General features: G+C 68.5%; 20 protein-coding genes and 2 tRNA genes. 17 read left to right on the forward strand and 5 right to left on the reverse strand.

Annotation, left to right across the window (positions count from 1 at the left end; all coding sequences use genetic code 11):
• Positions 1–162 precede the first annotated feature (162 nt).
• Positions 163–2,514, forward strand: coding sequence for a protein kinase (locus tag ACIRRY_RS07055; RefSeq protein ID WP_403968811.1), 2,352 nt, complete (start codon positions 163–165; stop codon positions 2,512–2,514).
• 6 nt (positions 2,515–2,520) lie between these two features.
• On the opposite strand, the gene ACIRRY_RS07060 is transcribed toward ACIRRY_RS07055, so the two are convergent.
• Positions 2,521–3,999 (reverse strand): amino acid permease, encoded by a 1,479-nt coding sequence (locus ACIRRY_RS07060; protein ID WP_403968813.1) that lies wholly within the window; start codon positions 3,997–3,999, stop codon positions 2,521–2,523.
• A gap of 193 nt (positions 4,000–4,192) precedes the next feature.
• Between ACIRRY_RS07060 and ACIRRY_RS07065 the strand changes: the two genes are divergently transcribed.
• Entirely contained in the window at positions 4,193–4,678 is a 486-nt protein-coding gene (locus tag ACIRRY_RS07065) for a ribose-5-phosphate isomerase (RefSeq protein WP_403968815.1), read from the forward strand.
• Positions 4,679–4,751: 73 nt separating this feature from the next.
• Positions 4,752–5,567: an Fpg/Nei family DNA glycosylase gene (locus tag ACIRRY_RS07070; protein ID WP_403968816.1), complete on the forward strand. Its 816-nt coding sequence runs from the start codon at positions 4,752–4,754 to the stop codon at positions 5,565–5,567.
• A gap of 20 nt (positions 5,568–5,587) precedes the next feature.
• Here ACIRRY_RS07070 and ACIRRY_RS07075 read toward each other — a convergent pair whose 3' ends face one another.
• Complete coding sequence (locus tag ACIRRY_RS07075) at positions 5,588–6,850, reverse strand: GNAT family N-acetyltransferase (RefSeq protein WP_403968818.1); 1,263 nt, start codon at positions 6,848–6,850, stop codon at positions 5,588–5,590.
• Between the two features lie 162 nt (positions 6,851–7,012).
• Here ACIRRY_RS07075 and ACIRRY_RS07080 point away from each other — a divergent pair, with 162 nt between their 5' ends.
• Complete coding sequence (locus ACIRRY_RS07080; protein ID WP_403968820.1) at positions 7,013–8,200, forward strand: PP2C family protein-serine/threonine phosphatase; 1,188 nt, start codon at positions 7,013–7,015, stop codon at positions 8,198–8,200.
• Positions 8,197–8,652 (forward strand): HD domain-containing protein, encoded by a 456-nt coding sequence (locus tag ACIRRY_RS07085; RefSeq protein WP_403968822.1) that lies wholly within the window; start codon positions 8,197–8,199, stop codon positions 8,650–8,652. Before ACIRRY_RS07080 ends, ACIRRY_RS07085 begins: the two co-directional genes overlap by 4 nt.
• Here the strand turns inward: ACIRRY_RS07085 and ACIRRY_RS07090 are convergent.
• The gene (locus ACIRRY_RS07090) at positions 8,649–9,779 is read right to left on the reverse strand and encodes an acyltransferase family protein (RefSeq protein WP_403968824.1); all 1,131 of its coding nucleotides are present in this window, start codon (positions 9,777–9,779) and stop codon (positions 8,649–8,651) included. The two genes, ACIRRY_RS07085 and ACIRRY_RS07090, sit on opposite strands and share 4 nt — an antisense overlap.
• Positions 9,780–10,084: 305 nt before the next feature.
• Here ACIRRY_RS07090 and ACIRRY_RS07095 point away from each other — a divergent pair, with 305 nt between their 5' ends.
• Complete coding sequence (locus ACIRRY_RS07095; RefSeq protein ID WP_026151384.1) at positions 10,085–10,279, forward strand: hypothetical protein; 195 nt, start codon at positions 10,085–10,087, stop codon at positions 10,277–10,279.
• Between the two features lie 99 nt (positions 10,280–10,378).
• Here the strand turns inward: ACIRRY_RS07095 and ACIRRY_RS07100 are convergent.
• Positions 10,379–10,452 (reverse strand) — tRNA-Gly (locus ACIRRY_RS07100).
• A 164-nt stretch (positions 10,453–10,616) separates the two neighbouring features.
• On the opposite strand from ACIRRY_RS07100, the gene ACIRRY_RS07105 reads away from it, so the two are divergent.
• From ACIRRY_RS07105 to clpX, 5 genes are all read left to right on the forward strand, one after another.
• Positions 10,617–10,693: transfer RNA gene (locus tag ACIRRY_RS07105), tRNA-Pro, on the forward strand.
• Between the two features lie 230 nt (positions 10,694–10,923).
• Complete coding sequence (tig, locus tag ACIRRY_RS07110; protein WP_403968826.1) at positions 10,924–12,297, forward strand: trigger factor; 1,374 nt, start codon at positions 10,924–10,926, stop codon at positions 12,295–12,297.
• Between the two features lie 367 nt (positions 12,298–12,664).
• Entirely contained in the window at positions 12,665–13,267 is a 603-nt protein-coding gene (locus ACIRRY_RS07115; RefSeq protein WP_329265356.1) for an ATP-dependent Clp protease proteolytic subunit, read from the forward strand.
• 51 nt (positions 13,268–13,318) lie between these two features.
• On the forward strand, positions 13,319–13,999 hold the full coding sequence (locus ACIRRY_RS07120) for an ATP-dependent Clp protease proteolytic subunit (protein WP_329249762.1): 681 nt from the start codon (positions 13,319–13,321) through the stop codon (positions 13,997–13,999).
• A 160-nt stretch (positions 14,000–14,159) separates the two neighbouring features.
• The gene (clpX, locus tag ACIRRY_RS07125; RefSeq protein WP_328683355.1) at positions 14,160–15,446 is read left to right on the forward strand and encodes an ATP-dependent Clp protease ATP-binding subunit ClpX; all 1,287 of its coding nucleotides are present in this window, start codon (positions 14,160–14,162) and stop codon (positions 15,444–15,446) included.
• A 91-nt stretch (positions 15,447–15,537) separates the two neighbouring features.
• On the opposite strand, the gene ACIRRY_RS07130 is transcribed toward clpX, so the two are convergent.
• On the reverse strand, positions 15,538–16,548 hold the full coding sequence (locus ACIRRY_RS07130; protein ID WP_403968829.1) for a hypothetical protein: 1,011 nt from the start codon (positions 16,546–16,548) through the stop codon (positions 15,538–15,540).
• Between the two features lie 136 nt (positions 16,549–16,684).
• On the opposite strand from ACIRRY_RS07130, the gene ACIRRY_RS07135 reads away from it, so the two are divergent.
• The 6 genes from ACIRRY_RS07135 to ACIRRY_RS07160 all read left to right on the forward strand — a co-directional run bounded on the left by ACIRRY_RS07135 (position 16,685) and on the right by ACIRRY_RS07160 (position 24,580).
• Positions 16,685–19,309 (forward strand): valine--tRNA ligase, encoded by a 2,625-nt coding sequence (locus ACIRRY_RS07135; RefSeq protein WP_403968831.1) that lies wholly within the window; start codon positions 16,685–16,687, stop codon positions 19,307–19,309.
• Between the two features lie 166 nt (positions 19,310–19,475).
• Positions 19,476–20,963: a bifunctional folylpolyglutamate synthase/dihydrofolate synthase gene (locus tag ACIRRY_RS07140; RefSeq protein ID WP_403968833.1), complete on the forward strand. Its 1,488-nt coding sequence runs from the start codon at positions 19,476–19,478 to the stop codon at positions 20,961–20,963.
• Positions 20,964–20,969: 6 nt separating this feature from the next.
• Positions 20,970–21,344 carry a DUF4233 domain-containing protein gene (locus ACIRRY_RS07145; RefSeq protein WP_403968835.1) on the forward strand — a complete coding sequence of 125 codons (375 nt, stop codon included), beginning with the start codon at positions 20,970–20,972 and terminating at the stop codon, positions 21,342–21,344.
• A 124-nt stretch (positions 21,345–21,468) separates the two neighbouring features.
• The gene (gene ndk / locus ACIRRY_RS07150) at positions 21,469–21,882 is read left to right on the forward strand and encodes a nucleoside-diphosphate kinase (RefSeq protein ID WP_403968837.1); all 414 of its coding nucleotides are present in this window, start codon (positions 21,469–21,471) and stop codon (positions 21,880–21,882) included.
• A gap of 149 nt (positions 21,883–22,031) precedes the next feature.
• Positions 22,032–23,288, forward strand: coding sequence for an RNA-guided endonuclease InsQ/TnpB family protein (locus tag ACIRRY_RS07155; protein ID WP_403968839.1), 1,257 nt, complete (start codon positions 22,032–22,034; stop codon positions 23,286–23,288).
• 272 nt (positions 23,289–23,560) lie between these two features.
• Positions 23,561–24,580: a rod shape-determining protein gene (locus ACIRRY_RS07160; protein WP_019065566.1), complete on the forward strand. Its 1,020-nt coding sequence runs from the start codon at positions 23,561–23,563 to the stop codon at positions 24,578–24,580.
• Positions 24,581–24,607 lie beyond the last annotated feature (27 nt).

The following is a 24,607-nucleotide window of genomic DNA, read 5'->3' on the forward strand; positions in this document are numbered from 1 at the left end:
ACTATGCTGGTACGGCATGAAGTGTGACCATTGTGGGGGTGCAGCGGATTGCCGGGGAATGCGGGTAATACGGGGAACTTGAGGGGCGGCGGAACTCCGGGGCTATGGGTGACCGGGCGTTATCGGCTGGTCGAAAGTATCGGTCAGGGGGGAATGGGGCGGGTGTGGCGAGCCGCCGACGAAATGCTGCACCGGCAGGTCGCGGTCAAGGAAATGCGGATAGACGGCCTCGACGCGGAGGACACCCGCACCCGCCGCGAGCGCACCCTGCGCGAGGCGAGGGCGACGGCCCGCATCGACCACCCCAACGTCGTGCGGGTCTACGACGTCGTGGACGAGGGCGAACGCCTGTGGATCGTCATGGAGTTGGTCGTCGGGCGCTCCCTGGAGCGCATCCTCGCGGACGACGGCGCGCTCGGTCCGCGCGAGGTCGCCCGGATCGGGCTCGGTCTGGTGGCCGCGCTGCGCCAGGTGCACGCGGGAGGCGTCCTGCACCGTGACATCAAACCCGGCAACGTCCTCGTCGAGAGCGGCGGCCGACGGGTCGTGCTCACCGACTTCGGCATCGCCGCGATCCAGGACGCCAAGGCGCTCACCATGGTCGGCATGCTCGTCGGCTCGCCCGACTACATGGCCCCCGAGCGGATCTCCGGCCGTCCCCAGGGACCGCCCTCGGACCTCTGGTCGCTGGGCGCGACCCTCTGCGCGGCGCTCGGCGGCCGCTCACCGTTCACCCGCGACACCACGATGGCGACCTTGCACGCGGTTCTGTACGAGGAGCCCGAACTCCCCTCGGCGGCGGGTCCGTTGAGGGGAGTGCTGGCCGAGCTGCTGGAGAAGGACCCTGTGGTTCGGCCGGGGTTGGAGGAGGTGGAGGGGGCGCTGACGCCGGTCGCGTTTCCGAGGGAGGAGGGGGAGGGGGAGGAGGCGGTTCAGGGGGCTGAGGAATCCGGTTCGGCGGAACTGGACCCGGACCCGAACTTGGACTTGGACTTGGACTTGGAGTCGGCGGCGGAGCCCGAGGCTCCCGAGGCCTATCGAGAGTCGCCCACCCTGACTTTCCTGGAGCCGTCGCTCGTCCGCGCGGCACGCGATCCCCGGCTGTACGACCCTGATCCCGACCCCGTTGAGGACGCGATACCGACGCAGCGTCCCGCCGCTGAGCACAACTCCCGGCCGTCCGCTCCCCGCAGGGCGGGTGTCTCCCTCGCCCGCACCGAGCAGCCCGAGCGCGCCGAACACCCCGAGCAAGCCGAACCCGCCGCCGAACCGGCCGCACCGGCTCAACTCGCCGGGCAGGGCGCACGTGTTGATCAGGTCCGACTCGCAGAGCAGGCCGGACGTCTTGAACAGCCTCAGGTCGCGAATCCGGCCGAGTGGGCCGCACTGGCTCAACTCGCCGAGCAGACCGGGCGTGTTGAACAGGCCCAACCCGCCGAGCAGGCCGGACGCGTCGACCAGCCCCAAGTCGCGAAACCCGCCGAGCGCGTCGTACCGGCTCAACTCGCCGAGCAAGCCGAGCCCGGCGGGCATGCTCAACCAGCCGAACCAGCCGAACCAGCCGAACCAGCCGAACCAGCCGAACCAGCCGAACCAGCCGAACCAGCCGAACCAGCCGAACCAGCCGAACCAGCCGAAGCGTTGACCGAGCGGAAGCCCATCCCCCTCCCGGACCACCCACCGGCCCCGCGCCCGGCGCCACCGCACCCCGACCCGGGGCGCCCGCGCACTCCCCGCTCGGCGTCGCGGCGCCCCGCCCTGGGCCCGCACCCCGCCCGCCTGCCCCGCCCGGCGCCACCGCCGACAGGCAGCGAACTCCCGGACTCCGCCGAGCCGTTCACCCCACGCGGCACCCGTACTCGTACGCGCCGCCGTGTCGGACTGATCGCCGCCGCTGCCATGGTGGTCGTAGGCGCGGTCGTCGGAACGATCCTCGCCAACTCCGGTGGCTCGTCCAGCACTTCATCAGGTTCGTCAAGCTCATCAACGTCATCGGCCTCGGCGACTTCATCGGCTTCGACCGAACCGTCCGCGTCCCCGACAGCCACCTCCCCGCCGCCCACAGTCGAAGGCACCTCCCGCCCCCAGACCCTCCCCCCTGGCACGCACCGTGAGGCGGGCGGGTTCGCGTGGGCCACGCCCGCCGGGTGGCGGCGGGATCTGAAGACGGGGGCCGAGGTGCACTACACCTCCCCGGACGGCAGTCAGGAGCTCGTCGGCAAGTCGTCCCTCGCCCGGGGCGAGTTGATGGAGACGTGGGAGGCCTCGGAGCGGAACGCTCAACAGGGGGCGGACTACCGGAAGATCCGCCTCGACAGGACGACGTTCAGGGGTCACCCGGCGGTGATCTGGGAGTACACGTTCACGCTCAAGGGCATCGCCTGGCACGCCCGGCTGCTCGGCTTCGACGAGGACGGGAAGTCGTACCAGATCAACACCTGGTACCAGCCGGACGTGGAGACCCGGGCCCTGAAGACCTACGACAAGGTCAGGAACAGCTTCGTCGTGCTGTGAACGGCCTCAGCCCACAGACACCTTGTCCGTGTTCGGATCCGGGTCGGCGGCCGTGACCGCGTCCCCGCCCCGCACCCGCACCCGCTCCTTGATCACCGAGACCGCCACCACGGCCAGCGCGACCATCAGGGACAGCAGAACGGTCGTACGGCCGCTGCTCTCGCCCTCCGTGTCGGTGAGCATGTAGCCGAGGACGAACACGATCAGGGCGATCGTCGCCCAGGTCAGATACGGGAACAGCCACATCCGTACGACGAGCTTCTCCGGCGACTCGCGTTCGATGATCCGGCGCAGGCGGAGCTGCGACGCGCAGATGACCAGCCACACGAACAGGGCCACCGCGCCTGAGGAGTTGACGAGGAAGAGGAAGACGGTGTCCGGGAAGGCGTAGTTGAAGAAGACCGCGACGAAGCCGAAGACGACCGAGGCGATGATCGCCGCCATCGGCACACCGCGCGAGGTGGTGCGGGCGAACGCGGCCGGCGCGTCACCCCGGCCGCCGAGCGAGAACGCCATGCGGGAGGCCGTGTACAGACCGGAGTTGAGGCAGGACAGTACCGACGTCAGCACGATGAAGTTCATGATCTGGCCGGCGTGCGCGATGCCGAGGGAGTCGAGGGCGGCGACGTACGAGCCCTGCTCCTTGATCGACGGGTCGTTCCAGGGCAGCAGACAGACGACGATGAAGATCGAGCCGAGGTAGAAGACGCCGATCCGCCAGATGATGCTGTTGGTCGACTTGGTGACCGCGCGCTGCGGGTCCTCCGACTCACCGGCGGCCAGCGTCGCGATCTCGCTGCCCATGAAGGAGAAGACGACCAGCAGGACGCCGGTCAGGATCGCGCCGGGACCGTTCGGCAGGAAACCGCCGTGGTCGGTGAGGTTGCCGAGGCCGGCCTTGTCGGTGTGGGCGCCGGGCAGCACGCCGAAGACCGCCAGCGCGCCGACGACGATGAACGCGCCGATCGCGACGACCTTGATCCCGGCGAACCAGAACTCGAACTCGCCGTAGGAGCCGACCGATACGAGGTTCGTGGCGGTCAGCACCACCATCACGATGAGTGCCCACCCCCACTGCGGTACGGCGGGGATCCACCCTTCGAGGATCTTGGCGCCGGCGGTCGCCTCCACGGCGAGCACGACGACCCAGAAGAACCAGTACAGCCAGCCGATCGAGAAACCTGCCCAGCGGCCGAGCGCGCGGTCGGCGTGCGCGGAGAACGAGCCGGAAGTGGGGTTCGCGGCCGACATTTCACCGAGCATGCGCATCACCAGCACCACGAGCGTGCCGACGAGCGCGTAGGAGAGAAGGATGCCGGGTCCCGCGGTCGCGATGCCGGAACTGGAACCGACGAACAGACCGGCGCCGATGACGCCGCCGATCGCGATCATCGACAGATGCCGGTTCTTGAGTCCTGCCTGGAGGCCGGAACCGCCAGGGCCGGAACCGTCAGTGCCGGAACCATCAGTCTTGGGGGCAGTCATGGGGGGAAATTCCTTTGCGCCGTTGAACAAGACGGTCCAGTGAATCGGAGGCAAAGTGATTAGTGAACCTTTGATTCCTGATCGTTACTTGAGGTTTTCTTGAGGTTCCTTCGGGTGGCTGTAGTGTTGCCGCCCGTTTTCTGGATCAGCCCCCCGCGCTGCTGCCCCGAAACAGGCATGTCACACTCGACCCATGCGCGTGTATCTCGGCTCCGACCATGCGGGCTTCGAACTCAAGAACCACCTCGTCGAGTGGCTCAAGGAGGCGGGTCATGAGCCCGTCGACTGCGGGCCCCACATCTTCGACGCCCAGGACGACTACCCGCCCTTCTGCCTCCGCGCCGCCGAGCGCACGGCCGCCGACCCCGATGCCCTCGGCATCGTCATCGGCGGCTCGGGCAACGGCGAGCAGATCGCGGCGAACAAGGTGAAGGGCGTGCGGGCGGCCCTCGCCTGGAGCGAGGAGACCGCGTCGCTCGGGCGGCAGCACAACAACGCGAACGTCGTCGCGGTCGGTGCGCGGATGCACTCGCGCGAGGAGGCGACGAAGTTCGTCGAGACGTTCGTGGGGACGCCGTTCTCCGAGGATCCGCGGCACATTCGGCGGATCGAGATGCTGGTGGAGTACGAGGCGACGGGGAAGCTGCCGGAGATTCCGGCGCACCACCCGCAGCAGTAGGAAGTCTTTTCAAGGCCCACCCGTCGAGGAATCGAGACGGGTGGGTGGGCGGGTGGGAAAGGGAGTTCGGCAGGTGCCAGAGGGGCACACGATTCATCGGCTTGCGCTGGACTACGGCGGTCACTTCAGCGGCCGAGCAGTGCAAGTCACCAGTCCCCAGGGCAAGTTCAGCGACGCCGCCGCACTGCTGAACGGTACGGAACTCACCCGCACCGAAGCCCACGGCAAGCATCTCTTCCTGGGTTTCCGGGACGCCGACTGGATCCACATCCACCTCGGCCTCTTCGGCAAGGTGAACCTCGGCGGAGCCCCCGCACCCCCGCCCACGGACACCGTCCGCCTACGCCTCGTGAACGACACGTCGTACGTCGATCTCCGCGGCCCCACGACCTGCGCCCTGATCACGGACACCGAGAAGCAGGCGATACACGACCGCCTCGGCCCCGACCCGCTGCGCCCGCCGAAGGACACCGACCCGGGTGCCGCGTACCGCCGTATCTCCCGCAGCCGTACGACGATCGCCGCACTCCTCATGGACCAGAAGGTCATCGCGGGCGTCGGCAACGTCTACCGCGCGGAGGTCCTCTTCCGGCACGGCATCGACCCGTACCGCGCGGGCAAGGACCTCACCCCCGCCGAGTGGGACGCGATCTGGACCGACCTCGTCGACCTGATGCGCGAGGGCGTCCGCAACAACCGCATCGACACCGTCCGCCCCGAACACACCCCTGAGGCGATGGGCCGCCCGCCCCGCGTCGACGACCACGGCGGCGAGGTCTACGTCTACCGCCGGGCCAACCGCCCCTGCCACATCTGCGGCGGCGAGATCCGCACCGCCGACCTCGCCGCCCGCAACCTGTTCTGGTGCCCCGACTGCCAGAAGAAGTAGGGCAGTTGACGTAGGCGGTGCTAGAACCCGTGCGGCAGCCAGGGCGCGACCGTCGACCCGAACGCCAGTGACGCCTCCGCCAGCGCCCCGGCCCGCAGCTCCCGCACCCGCCCGGCGCCCGCGAGCGAGACGAGGGACACCCCGCCGAGATACGCGGCCCCCAACTCCCGTACGGACAGGGCGAGATCCGCCTCCTCCTCGGTGCGCTTGCAGGAGGCCGCGCCCTTCGCGTCGCTGGTGAGCCGCCAACGCCCCTCGTTCCAGGGGCAGAAGGCGTCCGCGACCTCGAACACGACGTCCACGGGCGCCTGGTACGTGCGCGCCTCCAGCGCGGCCCCCAGGTCCACCAGCCGTACGTGCAGTGAGTCCCGCTGCCGGATCGCGCACCGGCGGATGTCGGAGACGAGATGCTGCCAGGCGTCGTCGACGGGCCGGCTGTACATCGCCACCTTCCCCGTCAGGTCGATCTCACAGAGGAACCGCCACAGCGCCGCGTACGACGCCGGGTCCAGCGCCTCCAGATCCCGCAGCCGTACGGTCCCCTTGGGGCCCTGCAGGTCCCACTCGGGTTTGACGAAGTACCGCGTGTAGCCGACGACTTCACCGTCCCGCTCGGCGAGCACGCACTGGAGCGGCGACGAACCCTGCCGCTCGCTCTCCGGGTCCAGCAGCGGCTCGTTCTCCCACCCGGGCCGCCGCGCGAGCATCCCTGGGCGTCCGGAAACCTGCCGCGCGTACACCGCCTCGCACCGGTCGCGTGCGGCGACGGGGTCGGCGAACCGGAGCCTTACGTCGTCCGTGCCCGGCGGCACCGAGAGCCGGACGCGGTCGGTGTCGATCTCGGCGGCCATGGCCATCGTCGCGATGCCGTACCCGAACCGGCCGTAGATCACCGGCTCGGAGGCCGTCAGCACGGCCAGCGGCTCACCCCAGGACCGTACGTCGTCCAACTGCCGGCGCATCATCGAGGTGAGGATGCCGCGGCGCCGGTGCGTGGCGGCCACGCTGACCATCGTGACGCCCGCGGCGGGCACCGAGGCGCCACCGGGCACGGTGAGCCGGAAACCGAACGCGCCCGCCGTCCCCACGCACGCGTCCCCGTCCCAGACGCCGAGGGAGCGGTCGAACTCGGTGAGCCCGCGCGTCAGCTCACGCTCCTCGGCCGACTCCGGGACGGCACCGAAGGCGCTGACAAGGTTGTCGTACCAGGTGTCCCACTCGTCCTGGCGCAGTACCCGCAGCTCGGTCCGCCCGGTCGGTGTGTTCTTCGCAACTGTGCCCATGACCCATGCCTATCAGCGCATTGCGGGACGAGCCAGGGAATTTCCGCCGGGGGCCCGCACAGGAGCCTCTGGTGAAGTTCACTGTGAAGTTGAACCTCGCAGGGGGGACAAGTGGGACCTCCCGTGCCAAGCGGCTGGTCGGATGGATAGGGTCCCGAACTAATGGCAGCAGGACGAGAGCGGCGCGCGGAGGCCGACACGTTCATGGCCCGGTTGAGGAAGCTGGTTCACCGGGTCCGCACCGGCCTGCGCAGAAGTGCCGTGGACTACTTCCGCGGGGACGGTTCGGACTGGGTCGCGCTGGCCGGGCTGCTGATCACGATCCCGGTGATCGTGGTCATGACCCTCGCCAACCCGGTGTGGTGCTCGCCGAACGCGCTGGTCCTCCCGATCGTCGCGGGCGGCCTGCTGCTGCGCCCCGCGAGCCTGCTCGGGCTGTACGCGGCGGCGGCCACCGGCCTGATCGTGGAGTCGGTGAAGCTCGGCCCGTACACCGAGGGCCCGGCGCGGGTGACCCCGGGTGTGGTGCTCGTGGTGGCCGCGTGCGGTTTCTTCGGGCTGCTGATCGCGCAGTTCCGCAGCCGGGTGGGTGTGCCCTGGCGGCGCGGCGGCACCATGCTCTTCGACCTGCGCGAGCGGATCCGGGTGCAGAGCAAGCTCCCGCAACTGCCGCAGGGCTGGCACCGGGAGATGGCGCTGCGGCCGGCGGGCGGGCAGTCGTTCTCCGGTGACTTCGTCGTCGCGGCCCGGACGAACGGCGGCCGGACCATGGAGGTCGTCCTCACCGACGTCTCCGGCAAGGGCATGGACGCGGGCTCCCGCGCCCTGCTGCTGTCGGGCGCCTTCGGCGGCCTGCTCGGCTCGCTGCCCCCGCACGCGTTCCTGCCCGCCGCCAACGGCTATCTGCTCCGCCAGGACTGGGACGAGGGCTTCGCGACCTCGATCCACCTCGTCCTGGACCTCGACTCCGGCGACTACGAACTCTTCTCCGCCGGCCATCCGCCGGGCCTCCAGCTCAGCGCGGGCAGCGGCCGCTGGGAGGAGAAGGCGGCCGAGGGGCCGCTGCTGGGTGTGTACGACGGCGCGCAGTTCGACCCTGTGAAGGGGACGCTGCGGCCCGGGGACGTGTTGATGCTGTTCACGGACGGGTTGGTGGAGACCTCCGACCGCGACATCGTCGAGGGCATCGACCGCCTCACTGGCGAGGCCGACCGCTATGTGGCCGGCGGCTTCCACGGCGCCGCCTGGCATCTGATCGAGGCGGTCGCCAAGGACGTCAACGACGACCGTGCCCTGCTGCTGGTCTGCCGCGAAGGCCCCACGGCGGCGGCCCAGGCGCTGCCGCGATGACCGCACTCCTCACGGTGACCGAGGTCGAGACCCTCGCCCGCACCGCCCACGAGGGCCAGACCGACAAGGCGGGGCGCCCCTACGCCGAGCACCTCCAGGCCGTGGCGGAGGGTGTACGCGCGCGGGGCGGGGATCCGGACCAGGTCGCGGCGGCCTGGCTGCACGACTCCGTGGAGGACGACGCCTTCACCGGGCGATGGCTGGAGGAGGCCGCGCTGTCCCGTCGTACGAAGGACATCGTGCTCGCGGTCACCAAGCAGGTGGGCGAGCTCCCGGAGGCGTACGCCGGGCGCATTCTCGCGACCCCCGGCGCGCTCCTCGTGAAGGAGGCGGACCTGGCGCACAACGCGGACCCGGCCCGTCTCGCGGTCCTCGACGGGGCGACCCGGACCCGGCTGACCCAGAAGTACGCACGCATGCGCGCACTTCTCGGCCTGGGGCCCTCGGACTAGACGCCGACCTTCTCGCGTACGACAGGCCGCTCCAACCGCGTGCGGTCGCGGGCCGGTTCGGCCGCGTCGCGCTTGAACGCCCACTCCATGTCCGGCTCGATCATCGAGCGGAACACCCGCCGCACGGGCGGGGTGCACAGCAGTGTGACGGCGGTGGCCGCGAGGGCGGTCACCAGGGCGACGCCGTAGGGCCGGTGCAGCCAGGCGTGGTCGTACAGGCCGGCGTAACCGGCGCCCTTGATCAGGAAGCCGTGCAGCAGATAGCCGTAGAGCGTGCCCGCGCCGAGCGCCGTGAACCACGTCGTGCGGCCCGGCACCCAGGAGTAGAAGCCGGCCGTCAGCAGCAGCGAGCAGCCGAACATCAGCAGCATCATCACCGGCCCGGCCCACCAGGGCGCGCCGAACTCCTGCGCGGAGTCGTGGTGGTAGACCCAGCCGGCGTTCATCCGCGGCACCGCCCAGTAGCCGACGGCCAGCGCGCTCACGAACACCGGCACGGACAGGACCCGCGCCGCGCGCCGGCGCACCCACACGAAGTGCTCGGGCTTCAGGACCAGACCGAGCACGAAGTACGGCAGGAACTGCGCCAGCCGCTGCAGATCGAAGTCGTCGGTCATGTCCGGGGTGCAGGAGGCGAGCATGGCGATGCCGAGGGCGATCGGCAGCGGATGGCGGACCAGTTTCCAGATCGGGGTGGTCAGCCGCCAGATGAACAACGCGCAGAGGAACCAGGTCAGATACAGCGGATCGAGGAGGGTGATCCGCTGGTGCGGGTCGTCGTTGGCGTAGCGGCCGAAGAGCGAGTAGGCGATCTCGAAGAGGATGTACGGCAGCGCGACACCGGTCAGCAGCCGCTTCAGCCGGGCGGGGCTCATGTCGAAACTGCGGGAGAAATAGCCGGAGATGACGATGAAGGCCGGCATGTGGAAGCTGTACACGACGAGGTACAGCCCCTGCAGCACTCGGTCGCCGCCCTTGAGGGGCTCCCAGGAGTGCCCGATGGCGACCAGCAGGATCGCCAGGTACTTCGCGTTGTCGAAGAACGCGTCGCGCGGTTTGGTCAGTTCGCTCTTTTCGTTCTGTTTGCTCTGTTCGTTCTGGCCCGCGGGCGTGTCGGCGTGGAACATCTGAGGCACCCTAGCGTTGCCTGTGGAAATCGCGGAAACCATCGGGCTCGCGTCCGGAATCTGCTCACGATGTCACGATTCATCCCGATCAAAAGGCGCAAACCGGCACACCGGAAAGGCCTGTTCGTGTGCCGGTGCCAAGAGTGCGAAGGAACTGCGAACGCGTCCCTTCCGAACCTTTGCGACCAACGATGCGTCACCCGCCGCATAGGTGGGCCGCGTTGGTGGCACGATGGTTCTGGCGGGGGTGCGCGGTACTGCGTCCCAGGGCCGGCAGAGCGGACCGACCGAGGGTGTGATCAGTTGTGGCCATTTCACTGTCTGTGGTGCTGCTGTTGGCGATCATCCTGGTGGTGTTGATCCGAGGGGGATCGATCAAGGCTGGCCCAGCCATAGTCGCGATCCTCTTCGGTTTCTTCCTCGCCTCGACCGGTATGGCCCCGTCCATCAACCGGTTCATAAACTCGCTGGCGGAGACCATCAACTCGATCAGCTTCTGAGTCCCGGACCCGGTTTCTGAGTCATGACCGGGGAAGACCCCGGGAACGACTCAGGGCCAGGTGAGAGGAAACGACCCTCCGACCTGGCCCTGAGATGCCTGGAGCGGGCGACGGGAATCGAACCCGCGTAGCTAGTTTGGAAGACTAGTGCTCTACCATTGAGCTACGCCCGCACACGACGCGCCGCAGGTGAGAAGACCGCGGCACACAAGGCATCGTAGCGGGTCGGGTGCCCTCCGCGCACACCGCCTTCTCCATGCCCCGCCCGGCACTCCGGTGCTCGTGAAATGCGGAGGCCTCACCGTCTGCGGGCATGTAGCCTTCGTGTCGCACCAGACGGGGTGTGGCGCAGCTTGGTAGCGCGTCCGCTTTGGGAGCGGAAGGCCGTGGGTTCAAATCCCGCCACCCCGACCACATGCCGGACCTTCGGGACCGGCGACAGGACCGGTAGCCGGACCGGCAGCAGGATCGATACCACACGAGGACCTCGCGAGATCGCCTTTTGGGGCGTCCAGCCGCTGCGGCTACTATGCAAGCTGCGCGCCCGTGTGTCTCTCACACTTTGAAGTCCTCCGGGCGACCAGAAACCGCCGGACCTGTCTGGGTCCGCAACCCAAGAAGTCAGCCCCCAAGGAGACCGAACCGTGAAGAGCGCCGTGGAGACCCTGAACCCGACCCGGGTTCGGCTCAGCATCGAGGTGCCCTTCGAGGAGCTCAAGGACAGCCTCGACGCGGCGTACAAGAAGATCAACCAGCAGGTCACGGTGAAGGGCTTCCGGAAGGGCAAGATCCCGGCGCGCGTCATCGACCAGCGGTTCGGCCGCGGTGCGGTCCTGGAGGAAGCGGTCAACGACGCGCTTCCGAAGTTCTACACCGAGGCGGTCAACGAGGCGGAGCTCAACCCGCTCGGCCAGCCCGAGGTCGACATCACGGAGCTGAAGGACGGCGAGACGCTGAACTTCACCGCCGAGGTCGACATCCGCCCGACCATCGAGATCCCGGACTACTCGGGCATCGAGGTCGAGGTCGACGCCGTCGAGGTCAGCGAAGCGGACATCGACGAGTCGGTCGAGCAGCTCCGCGAGCGCTTCGCGGCGACCTCCCCGGTCGAGCGCGCCGCCGTCGACGGTGACGTCGTCACCCTCGACCTGGAGGCCAAGGTCGACGGAGAGGTCCTGGAGGACGGTGTCGCCGAGGGCGTCTCCTACACCATCGGTTCCGGCGAGCTGCTCGAAGGCATCGACGAGGCCGTGACGGGCCTGGAGGCCGGTGGCGAGGCCACCTTCGCCTCCGAGCTCAAGGGCGGCTCCGCGGCCGGCCAGGAGGCCCAGGTCACCGTCAAGGTCACCCAGGTCGCCGCCCGCGAACTGCCCGCGCTGGACGACGAGTTCGCACAGCTCGCCTCCGAGTTCGACACCCTGGAGGAGCTGCGCGCGGACAGCCGCAAGCGCCTCGAGAACATGAAGCAGTACGACCAGGCCACGCAGGCCCAGGAGCGCGTCCTGGAGAAGCTGCTGGAGCTCGTCGAGGTGCCCGTCCCCGAGAAGCTGCTCGAGGACGAGATCAACACCCGTAAGCACAACCTGGAGCACCACCAGCTCGGTCAGATGGGCCTCGACCTCGAGAAGTACCTCGAGATCCAGGGCAAGACGGCCGAGGAGTTCGACGCCGAGACCAAGGACGCCGCGGTCAAGGGCATCAAGACGCAGTTCGTCCTCGACGAGCTCGTCAACAAGGAGAAGCTGAACGTCAACCAGGAGGAGCTCACCGAGCACCTCATGCGCCGCGCGGCTTCCTCCGGCATGTCCCCCGACCAGTTCGCCCAGGCGGTCGTCGAAGGCGGCCAGGTTCCGCTCCTGGTCGGCGAGGTGGCCCGCGGCAAGGCCCTGGCGGTCGTCGTAGAGGCGGCCACGGTCAAGGACACCAACGGCGAGATCGTCGACCTCGAGGACGAGGAGGAGGCCGAGACGGCCACCGAGACGGTCGAGGCCGCCGCCGAGGAGCCCGCTGAGGCGTAAGCAGCGCACGAGGGGCCCCGGGGTTTGCATCAAGCCCCGGGGCCCTTTGTCGTACCGTCCACTGGCGCGCCCTGAAGGGGCGCGGGGCTGTATCGATTCGCGGCTCCGCCGCGTGGGCGCGCTCAGCCCCCACCGACCCGCAGCCCCGCCACGGACCGCACCCACCCCACCGCAGGGGATTCCGCTCAGGCCAGCGCAGCGCGATGTGCTGACAGCGAACAGTTCCCTTTGCGGGATTCTCCGAAGGGACCCGCGCGTTAGGGTCCATGAATACGAGGGCAGGGGAGTCCCCATTGCCCCCGGCAGTACACGGTGAGACGGCCCGGCGCCGTCGTAAAGACGAGCAGGTGGATACGTGACGAATCTGATGCCTACAGCCGCCGGCGAGCCCTCTATCGGTGGCCTCGGCGACCAGGTCTACAACCGACTGCTCGGTGAGCGGATCATCTTCCTCGGCCAGGCGGTCGACGACGACATCGCCAACAAGATCACCGCGCAGCTGCTGCTCCTTGCCTCCGACCCGGAGAAGGACATCTTTCTGTACATCAACAGCCCCGGTGGTTCGATCACCGCGGGCATGGCGATCTACGACACCATGCAGTACATCAAGAACGACGTGGTGACCATCGCCATGGGCATGGCGGCCTCGATGGGCCAGTTCCTGCTCAGCGCGGGCACCCCCGGCAAGCGCTTCGCGCTGCCGAACGCCGAGATCCTGATCCACCAGCCCTCGGCCGGCCTCGCCGGTTCCGCGTCGGACATCAAGATCCACGCCGAGCGGCTGCTGCACACCAAGAAGCGGATGGCGGAGCTGACCTCCTTCCACACCGGCCAGACGGTGGAGCAGGTCACCCGCGACTCGGACCGTGACCGCTGGTTCGACCCGATCGAGGCCAAGGAGTACGGCCTCATCGACGACATCATGCCCACGGCCGCCGGTATGCCGGGCGGCGGCGGCACCGGGGCCTGAGTGCCCCAGGACAGCCCCCAGCCGACCGCCACAGCCCCCAGGAGAGAGACAGTGAACGACTTCCCCGGCAACGGCCTGTACGAGCACGCACGCGCCGAATACACGGCTCCCGCCGCCGAATCCCGCTATGTGATCCCGCGGTTCGTGGAGCGCACCTCGCAGGGCGTGCGTGAGTACGACCCGTACGCGAAGCTCTTCGAGGAGCGCGTGATCTTCCTCGGTGTCCAGATCGACGACGCGTCGGCCAACGACGTCATGGCGCAGCTGCTGTGCCTGGAGTCGATGGACCCCGACCGCGACATCTCGATCTACATCAACAGCCCGGGCGGCTCCTTCACGGCCCTGACTGCGATCTACGACACGATGCAGTTCGTGAAGCCGGACGTTCAGACGGTCTGCATGGGCCAGGCCGCGTCCGCCGCCGCCGTCCTGCTGGCCGCCGGTACGCCGGGCAAGCGCATGGCGCTGCCGAACGCGCGCGTGCTGATCCACCAGCCCTACAGCGAGACGGGCCGGGGCCAGGTCTCCGACCTCGAGATCGCGGCCAACGAGATCCTCCGCATGCGTGCCCAGCTCGAGGACATGCTGGCCAAGCACTCGACGACCCCGCTGGAGAAGATCCGCGAGGACATCGAGCGCGACAAGATCCTCACGGCCGAGGACGCCCTGGCGTACGGCCTCATCGACCAGATCATCTCCACCCGGAAGATGAACAACGCCGACGTCCGCTGACCCGGACCTGTATCGTCCACCACCCCTCGGCACGGTCCACGTGGAAGTGAACCGTGCCAAGGGGGGCCCGAACGGGGGGCCCGGCAAGGTACCGTCGGACATAAGGCAGCACCAGGAGCCGCTGGACCCAGGCGACTCCCAGGCGAAGGGGAAGCACACCGTGGCACGCATCGGTGACGGCGGCGATCTGCTCAAGTGCTCGTTCTGCGGCAAGAGCCAGAAGCAGGTCAAGAAGCTCATCGCAGGGCCCGGTGTGTACATCTGCGACGAGTGCATCGACCTCTGCAACGAGATCATCGAGGAAGAACTCGCGGAGACGAGCGAGGTGCGCTGGGAGGAACTCCCCAAGCCTCGCGAGATCTACGAGTTCCTGGAGGGCTACGTCGTCGGCCAGGAGTCGGCGAAGAAGGCCCTCTCGGTCGCGGTGTACAACCACTACAAGCGCGTCCAGGCCGGTGAGCACGGCGGCGGCCAGAACCGCGAGGACGCCATCGAGCTGGCGAAGTCCAACATCCTCCTGCTCGGCCCCACGGGCTCGGGCAAGACCCTCCTCGCCCAGACCCTGGCCCGCATGCTGAACGTGCCGTTCGCGATCGCCGACGCGACCGCGCTCACGGAGGCGGGCTACGTCGGCGAGGACGTCGAGAACATCCTGCTGAAGCTCATCCAGGCCGCTGACTACGACGTCAAGAAGGCCGAGACGGGCATCATCTACATCGACGAGATCGACAAGGTCGCGCGGAAGAGCGAGAACCCCTCGATCACCCGCGACGTCTCCGGCGAGGGCGTCCAGCAGGCCCTGCTGAAGATCCTGGAGGGCACGACGGCCTCGGTCCCGCCGCAGGGCGGCCGTAAACACCCCCACCAGGAGTTCATCCAGATCGACACGACGAACGTGCTGTTCATCGTGGGCGGCGCCTTCTCGGGCCTGGAGAAGCTCATCGAGTCCAGGGCCGGCGCCAAGGGCATCGGCTTCGGGGCGACGATCCGCTCGAAGCGGGAGCTCCAGGCCAAGGACCAGTTCGAGGACGTCATGCCCGAGGACCTGGTCAAGTTCGGCATGATCCCCGAGTTCATCGGCCGTCTGCCCGTCATCACCTCGGTCCACAACCTGGACCGCGAGGCCCTGCTCCAGATCCTCATCGAGCCGCGCAACGCACTCGTCAAGCAGTACGAGCGCCTCTTCGAACTCGACGGCGTGGAGCTGGACTTCGAGCGCGAGGCCCTCGAAGCCATCGCCGACCAGGCCATCCTCCGCCAGACCGGCGCCCGCGGCCTGCGCGCCATCATGGAGGAAGTCCTCCAGGGCGTCATGTACGAGGTGCCGTCCCGCAAGGACGTGGCCCGCGTCGTCATCACCGCGGACGTCGTCCTCTCGAACGTCAACCCGACCCTGATCCCGCGCGACGCGCGGGGCCGCGGCCCGGGCGAGCAGAAGACGGCGTAGCGGCTTCCGCCAGGAACCAGCTTCTTCTACGACACGAAGGGCGCCCGGTCATCAACTGACCGGGCGCCCTTCGTAGTTGACGGTCGGGGCGTCAGCGCGTCACCCGAACTTCCTTGCGCAGCTTGGTGGTCATGCTGACGGCGGTGTCCTTCGACACATCGCCCGTGTTGTCACCGGGGGAGACCATCGCGATCGTGCTGTAGTCGGCCCAGGCGCAGAACCAGTCGGTCTGCGTCTTCTTGGTCAACTGGTTGGTCGCCCTGGCCGCCTGGCACTTCATCACCGCGCCGTCGACGTCGACCGACTCGGGCTCTCCGACCAGCTCGCTCTTGCCCGTCGTGCTGCTGTTGGAGGAGTTGCTCTCCTTGACGTCCTTCTGGATGTCCGCGAAGAACGCGTCCAGGGCCGCCTGGGGATCGGCGATCTTGCCGTAGGCGCCGATGAGCGAGATGCCCTTGGCCGTGAGGAGTTCGGTCTGGCCCGGCGCGGTGGAGGGATCGTCCGGGTCGTACCCGCTCAGGTCGGCCGTCGTGTAGGCGCCGAAGACCGCGGTGCCGTTTTTGATGCCGCTCTTCTCCAGGTCCTTCACGGTCGAGGAACCGCTGTCGCTGGTGTCGCCGTCCTTGGTCGCCCGGTTGTAGTCGCCGAGCACCTTCGCCGGTGTCGTCAGCTTGTGCGGGCCGTCGTCGGCCAGGCCGGAGGACCCGGTGTAGCCGAGGACGAAGTACACACCCACACCGATGGCCGCCACGACCGCCACCGCGCCGATGATGAGCCCGGTCTTCTTCTTCCCGCCGGGCGGCGGCTGCGGAACGCCGTACGGGGGCTGCCCGTACGGCGGTTGGCCATAGGGCGCCTGCTGACCGTACGGCGGCTGCGGCTGGCCGTAGGGACCCTGCGGCGGGACGCCCTGCGGGGGCGGGGGCTGCTGCGGGTAGCCGTAACCGGGCTGTGCGGGGGGAGCCTGCTGGGGGTAGCCGTAGCCGGGCTGGGGGGCGCCCTGCGGCGCCTGCTGGGGCGGCTGGCCGTAGGGACCCGGCTGTCCGTACGGACCGGGCTGCTGGGGCTGCCCGCCGTACGGGCCCGGCTGGTTGTAGCTCATTTCTGGGTTCCCCTCCAGATACTTATGTGATCCCGACATCCTGGCCCAGTCACAGGAACCGCATGGCATCGGGGGCCGCACCGTTACAGAACAAACGCGTTTCGGGACACCCCCGCGACACCCCTAAACTGGGCCCGTGACCGAGAACGCTCAGCAGCAGCCACCAGCGCCCGACTCCGAACTGCCGACCCAGTACGCGCCGGCCGAGGTAGAGGGGCCGCTGTACGAGCGCTGGGTCGAGCGGGGGTACTTCGAAGCGGACGCGAAGAGCGAGAAGCCGCCGTACACGATCGTCATCCCGCCGCCGAACGTCACGGGCAGCCTGCACCTCGGGCATGCCTTCCAGCACACGCTGATGGACGCCCTGACCCGCCGTAAGCGCATGCAGGGCTTCGAGTCGCTGTGGCTGCCGGGCATGGACCACGCGGGCATCGCCACCCAGAACGTCGTCGAGCGCGAGCTCGGCAAGGAGGGCAAGTCCCGCCACGACCTGGGCCGCGAGGCCTTCGTCGAGCGCGTCTGGCAGTGGAAGGACGAGTACGGCGGCAAGATCCTCGGCCAGATGCGCCGCCTCGGCGACGGCGTCGACTGGACCCGCGAGCGCTTCACCATGGACGAGGGCCTCTCGCAGGCCGTCCAGACCATCTTCAAGCGGCTCTACGACGACGAGTTGATCTACCGCGCCGAGCGCATCATCAACTGGTGCCCGCGCTGTCTCACCGCGATCTCGGACATCGAGGTCGAGTACCAGGACGACGACGGCGAGCTCGTCTCCATGAAGTACGGCGAGGGGGACGACACCATCGTCGTCGCCACGACCCGTGCCGAGACGATGCTCGGCGACACCGCCGTCGCCGTCCACCCCGACGACGAGCGGTACAAGCACCTCGTCGGCCGGCGCATCAAGCTGCCGCTCACCGACCGCACCATCCCGGTCGTCGCGGACACCCACGTCGACCCCGAGTTCGGCACGGGCGCGGTCAAGGTGACCCCGGCGCACGACCCGAACGACTTCGCGATCGGCCAGCGCCACGACCTCGAAGCGCTCACCGTCATGGACGAGCGCGGTGTCATCACCGTCCACGGCCCCTTCGAGGGCCTGGACCGTTTCGAGGCCCGTTCCGCGATCGTCGCCGCGCTGCGCGCCGACGGCCGGATCGTCGCCGAGAAGCGGCCCTACGTCCACTCCGTCGGCCACTGCTCCCGCTGCAAGACGACCATCGAGCCGCGCCTCTCCATGCAGTGGTGGGTCAAGGTCGCCCCGCTCGCGAAGGCGGCAGGCGACGCGGTCCGCGACGGCCGCGTCAAGATCCACCCCCAGGAGATGGAGAAGCGCTACTTCGACTGGGTCGACAACCTCCACGACTGGTGCATCTCACGGCAGTTGTGGTGGGGACACCGCATTCCGGTCTGGTACGGCCCGGACGGCGAGGTCGTCTGCGTCGGCCCCGACGACGAGCCGCCCACCGGTGAGGGCTGGACCCAGGACTCCGACGTCCTGGACACCTGGTTCTCCTCCGGCCTGTGGCCCTTCTCGACCCTCGGCTGGCCCGAACAGACCCCGGATCTCAAGAAGTTCTATCCGACCGACGTCCTGCTCACCGGCCACGACATCATCTTCTTCTGGGTCGCCCGGATGATGATGTTCGGCCTGTACGCGATGGACGGTGAAGTCCCCTTCAAGACCATCGCGTTGACGGGTCTGGTCCGCGACCAGTTCGGCAAGAAGATGTCCAAGTCCTCGGGCACGGCGGTCGATCCGCTGGACTGGATGAACGCGTACGGCTCCGACGCCGTCCGCTTCACCCTGGCCCGCGGCGCCAACCCCGGTACGGACGTGCCGATCGGCGAGGACTGGGTCCAGGCGTCCCGGAACTTCGCCAACAAGATCTGGAACGCGACGCGCTTCGCGCTGATGAACGGCGCGACGATCGAGGGCGAACTCCCGCCCGCCGAGCGGCTGTCGGCCACGGACCGTTGGATCCTCTCCCGTCTCAACAAGACGGTCTCCCAAGTCGACGCGCTCTACGACGACTTCCAGTTCGCCAAGCTCTCCGACGCGCTGTACCACTTCGCGTGGGACGAAGTCTTCGACTGGTACGTCGAGTTGTCGAAGACCACGTTCATGGCGGGCGGCGAGCCCGCGAAGGTCTCCGGCCGCGTCCTGGGCGAAGTCCTCGACGTCACCCTCAAGTTGCTGCACCCGATCGTCCCGTTCGTCACGGAGACGCTCTGGACGACGCTGACGGGCGGCGAGTCGATCGTCATCGCGGACTGGCCGAAGGACAGCGGCTTCCGGGACACCGCCGCCGAGAAGGAGATCGAGACGCTCCAGCAGGTCATCACCGAGGTCCGCCGTTTCCGCGCCGACCAGGGCCTCCAGCCCGGCCAGCGCGTCCCGGCCCGCCTCACCCTGACCGGCACGGCCCTCGCTCCCCACGAGGCCGCCATCCGCCAGCTCCTCCGCCTCCAGCCGGAGGGCGACGCCTTCGCGGCGACGGCCACCCTGCCGGTCGGGGGTGCCACGGTCGCCCTCGACCTGTCCGGCACGATCGACGTGGCGGCGGAACGGAAGCGCCTCGCGAAGGACTTGGCCGCCGCCGAGAAGGAGAAGGCCCAGGCGACGGCCAAGCTCGGCAACGAGGCGTTCCTGGCCAAGGCCCCGGACAACGTGGTCGACAAGATCAGGGGCCGCCTGTCCAAGGCGGACGAGGACATCGAGCGGATCAAGGCCCAGCTGGACGGCTTGCCGCAGGCGTAAGGGTTTTCAGGGCGGTGAAGGCGCCCGGTGCTTGCGAGCACCGGGCGCCTTGCCGTACCTGAAGGGGCGCGGGGCTGTATCGATATGCGGCTCCGCCGCGTGGGCGCGACCGGCCCCCACGGGCCCGCAGACGAAAGGCGACCCCGACCTCCGTAGACTGACCCACGTGACTGACAGCGACCCGTTCGACGAGATCATCGAGGCCGAGACCGACCGCGACCCCGACCTCGCGGTCATCGAGGCCGGCAGCCGCACCCTCCGCACCCAGGGCACCGGCGCCCCCGAGGCAGACGTCCCCGGCCGCCCCGAGGACCCCGCGTTGGACAAGGCCCTGCGCGAGGTGGAGGCAGAGCTGGCCACCCGCTGGGGCGAGACCAAGCTGGAGCCCTCGGTCACCCGTATCGCCGCGCTGATGGACGTCCTGGGCGACCCCCAGCGCTCGTACCCCTCGATCCACATCACGGGGACGAACGGCAAGACGTCCACGGCCCGCATGATCGAGGCCCTCCTCGGCGCCTTCGAACTCCGCACCGGCCGCTACACCTCGCCCCACGTCCAGTCGATCACCGAACGCATCAGCCTCGACGGCGCCCCGATCTCCGCCGAGCGCTTCATCGAGACGTACAACGACATCAAGCCGTACATCGAAATGGTGGACGCGCAGCAGGAGTTCAGGCTGTCGTTCTTCGAGGTGCTGACGGGCATGGCGTACGCCGCGTTCGCGGACGCGCCCGTCGATGTGGCCGTCGTGGAAGTCGGGATGGGCGGGACCTGGGACGCCACCAACGTCATCGACGCGGACGTCGCCGTGGTCACCCCCATCGATCTCGACCACACCGACCGCCTCGGCGGGACGACCGGTGAGATCGCCACCGAGAAGGCCGGCATCGTCAAGCAGGACGCGACCGTGATCCTGGCGCAGCAGCCGGTGGACGCGGCGCAGGTGCTGCTGAAGAAGGCTGTCGAGGTGGACGCGACCGTGGCCCGGGAGGGGCTCGAATTCGGGGTCGTGTCCCGGCAGGTCGCCGTCGGCGGGCAGGTCGTCAACCTGCGCGGGCTCGGCGGGGAGTACGAGGAGATCTATCTCCCGCTGCACGGGCCGTACCAGGCGCACAACGCGGCCGTCGCCCTGGCCGCCGTAGAAGCGTTCTTCGGGGTGGGGGCGCAGCGGCCCGATCCGCTCGCGATCGACACCGTGCGGAAGGCCTTCGCGTCCGTCACCTCGCCGGGGCGGCTGGAGGTGGTGCGGCGGTCGCCGACGGTGGTGCTCGACGCGGCGCACAACCCGGCGGGCGCCCGTGCAACCGCCGAAGCCGTGGCCGAGGCCTTCGACTTCAGCCGGCTGATCGGGGTGGTGGGGGCCAGCGGCGACAAGAACGTGCGCGGGCTGCTCGAAGCCTTCGAGCCGATGTTCGCCGAGGTCGTCGTCACGCAGAACTCCAGTCACCGCGCGATGGACGCGGACGACCTGGCCGCGATCGCCGTCGAGGTGTTCGGCGACGAGCGGGTACAGGTCGAGCCGCGGCTGCCGGACGCTCTGGAGGCCGCGATCACGCTGGCCGAGGAGGACGGCGAGTTCGCGGGCGGCGGTGTGCTCGTCACCGGTTCCGTCATCACCGTGGGTGAGGCCCGACTGCTCCTGGGGAGGGGCTGACTTTCCGTGCGTACGCTCTGTTCTTCGACACTCATCGGCGAGTTCTTCGTGATCGGTTTCGCCGGTCTGGTCGCCATGAAGGACCCCGATCTGACCACGGCCACGGTGTGGACGGTCAGCGGGATCGCGATGTTCCTGTCCGTCGCGCTGTGCGCCGTGGTGACCCGGCCGGGCGGCATCGCGCTCGGCTGGGCGCTCCAGATCGCGCTGATCGCGTCCGGCTTCGTCGTCCCGTCGATGTTCTTCCTCGGGGCGATCTTCGCGGCCCTGTGGTGGGCGTCGGTGCACTACGGCCGGAAGATCGACGAGGCGAAGGCGCGGTTCGCGGCACAAGCGGCACAGGCCGCGCAGGCCGACTCCACCACTCCCGGCGCGGCGTGACTCCATACACCTGACGTTGCGTAATGGCCGCATGGACACGCCCTGTAGCCTCGGCCTTGTCGTGAGACGACCGTGACACGACCATGAGCCGACCCGCACCATCATGATCAGAAGGAGTCCTGTCGTGACCCAGCGCACCCTCGTCCTGCTCAAGCCCGACGCCGTCCGTCGTGGCCTGACCGGCGAGATCATCAGCCGCATCGAGCGCAAGGCCGGCTGGCAGATCACCGCGCTGGAGCTGCGCACCCTGGACCAGGACACCCTGGAGCAGCACTACGGCGAGCACAAGGGCAAGCCCTTCTACGAGCCGCTGATGGAGTTCATGGCCTCCGGGCCGGTGCTCGCCCTGATCGTCGAGGGCGACCGGGTCATCGAGGGCGTCCGCGCGCTGGCCGGTCCGACCGACCCGATCGCCGCCGCGCCGGGCTCGATCCGCGGCGACTTCGGTGTCATCGTGCGCGAGAACCTGATCCACGCCTCGGACTCGGAGGAGTCCGCCGACCGCGAGGTGAAGATCTTCTTCCCGGGGCGTTCCTGAATCTCCATCCCCGATCTTCGCAGGGAATCCAGGCCTTCGGGCCGGGCGGGAATGCGACCCCCCGGCCCGGAGGTGCGGAGCGCTGGAGATCACTTCGTTGTCAGTGGCGGCCGGTAGGTTGATGACGGAAACCGTAGGGGGTGGGTTGGATGATCCGTGCGTACAAGTTCCTCATGCGGCCCACCGTGCGCCAGGAGCAGGCTCTGGGCGAGATGCTGCGGGATCACTGCTCCCTCTACAACGGGGCGTTGCAGGAGCGCCGTGACGCCTACCGGCATGTCTCGAAGACGAGCGTGAAGTACGGGCAGCAATCTGCGCAGCTCAAGGAGATCCGGGCGTTCGACCCGGAGCGCCAAGGGCGTTGGTCGTTCTCCTCGCAACAGGCCACGCTTCGCCGTTTGGACAAGGCGTTCGCCGGCTTTTTCCGGCGGGTGAAAGCCGGGGGCACGTCGGGATATCCGCGCTTTCGCGGGGTGAACCGGTTCGACACGGTGGACTTCCCGAAGGACGGGGACGGCTGCCGGTGGGACTCCACACCGCACGATCCCGTCACCCGCGTTCGCCTGCAAAGCGTGGGGCACATCAAGATCAACCAGCATCGCGCGGTGGTCGGCAAGGTCAAGACCGTGTCGGTGAAGCGTGAAGGCCGCAAGTGGTTCGTCGTGCTGACCGCCGAGCAGGAGCAGCCCGAACCGCTGCCTGTGGCTGGCTCTGTGGTCGGCATCGACCTCGGGATCACCTCGTTCCTCACCACCTCCGACGGTGAGCACGCCGCCAACCCGCGCTACGCCCGCGAGGCCGCCGCGAAGCTCGAAGCGGCGCAGCAGGCGCTGAGCCGGTTCCCGCACCGCAGGGCCAAGGACCGTACCCGCAACCACCAGCGGGCCGTGGAGAAGGTTGCCCAGCTTCACGGCAGGGTGCGACGCCAACGCCTGGATCATGCACACAAGACCGCGCTCGGCCTGGTCCGCGCTTACGACTTCATCGCGCACGAAGACCTCAGGATCCGCAACATGAGCAGGACCCCCGCACCCAGCCCCGACCCCGACAAGCCGGGTGCGTTCCTGCCCAACGGGGCCACCGCCAAGACCGGGCTCAATCGTTCGATAGCTGATGCCGGATGGGGGGTGTTCCTGACGATCCTGCACGCCAAGGCTGAAAGCGCCGGACGGGATGTGATCGCTGTGGACCCCCGCAACACCTCCCGCGAGTGTCCCGAATGCGGGCACACCGTGAAGGAGAACCGGCCCACACAGGAAAAGTTCCACTGCGTCAGCTGCGGCCACACCGCGCACGCCGACGAGGTCGGAGCACTCAACGTTCTACGGGCCGGGCTGGTCCGTCGCAACGCCAACCCGGCACAGCGAGAAGCCGCCCCGGTCACGGGGTGGAGGAGTCACCAGTAACCCACATGCCTGACCGACCCTGACCAGGGACGGCCGCGATTTTCCGGCCGTCTCTTGGCATATGCGTGCCGATCGGGGGAACGAGTGCCCCCGTTGGGCCGTCTCCACAAGCGAGGCGACGCCTCACATGCTGACAATGGCGAAGACCCTCGCGCAGTGTTCGTGCAGGCGCGTCTACGATGGAAGCCTTCACGTCACTGCACCCACTTCGCCGACCTGAAAAGCCCTCAAAAGCTCCCAGGAAGGCCAGACGAATCCTGATGGGGAACTCAATGTCGTTCATCGGCCGTGACATGGCTGTCGACCTCGGGACCGCCAACACGCTGGTGTACGTCAGGGGTCGCGGGATCGTACTCAACGAGCCGTCCGTCGTCGCGATCAACACCAACACCGGTGGCATTCTCGCGGTCGGCTCGGAAGCCAAGAAGATGATCGGGCGGACACCCGGCAACATCGTCGCCGTACGTCCGCTGAAGGACGGTGTCATCGCCGACTTCGAGATCACCGAGCGCATGCTCCGCTACTTCATCCTGAAGATCCACAAGCGGCGCTATCTGGCCCGTCCCCGTGTCGTCGTCTGTGTGCCCTCGGGCATCACGGGCGTCGAGCGCCGTGCCGTCATCGAGGCGTCGTCCCAGGCCGGGGCGCGCCAGGTGCACATCATCGAGGAGCCCATGGCCGCGGCCATCGGTTCCGGCCTGCCGGTCCACGAGGCCACGGGCAACATGGTGGTGGACATCGGCGGCGGCACCACGGAGGTCGCGGTCATCTCGCTCGGTGGCATCGTCACCGCCCAGTCCATCCGCGTCGCGGGCGACGAGTTGGACAACGCGATCATCCAGCACATCAAGAAGGAGTACTCGCTCCTTCTGGGTGAGCGGACGGCTGAGCAGATCAAGATCACGATTGGTTCCGCGTACGACCTCGACGACGACCAGCACACCGAAATCCGCGGCCGGGACCTGGTCTCCGGCCTGCCCAAGACCGTCGTCATCTCCGCCGGCGAAGTCCGCAAGGCGATCGAAGAGCCCGTCAACGCGATCGTCGACGCGGTGAAGACGACCCTCGACAAGTGCCCGCCGGAGCTGTCCGGCGACATCATGGACCGCGGAATCGTTCTGACCGGCGGTGGAGCCCTGCTGAAGGGTCTCGACGAGCGGCTGCGCCGGGAGACCGGAATGCCGATCCACATCGCCGAGGACCCGCTCGACAGCGTGGCGCTCGGCTCGGGCAAGTGCGTCGAGGAATTCGAGGCGCTCCAGCAGGTGCTGGACGCCCAGCCGCGCAGATGACGTAACGCTTCGATTCCGCCGTACGGG

Source organism: Streptomyces sp. NPDC101776 (assembly GCF_044766845.1).
Lineage (GTDB): Bacteria > Actinomycetota > Actinomycetes > Streptomycetales > Streptomycetaceae > Streptomyces.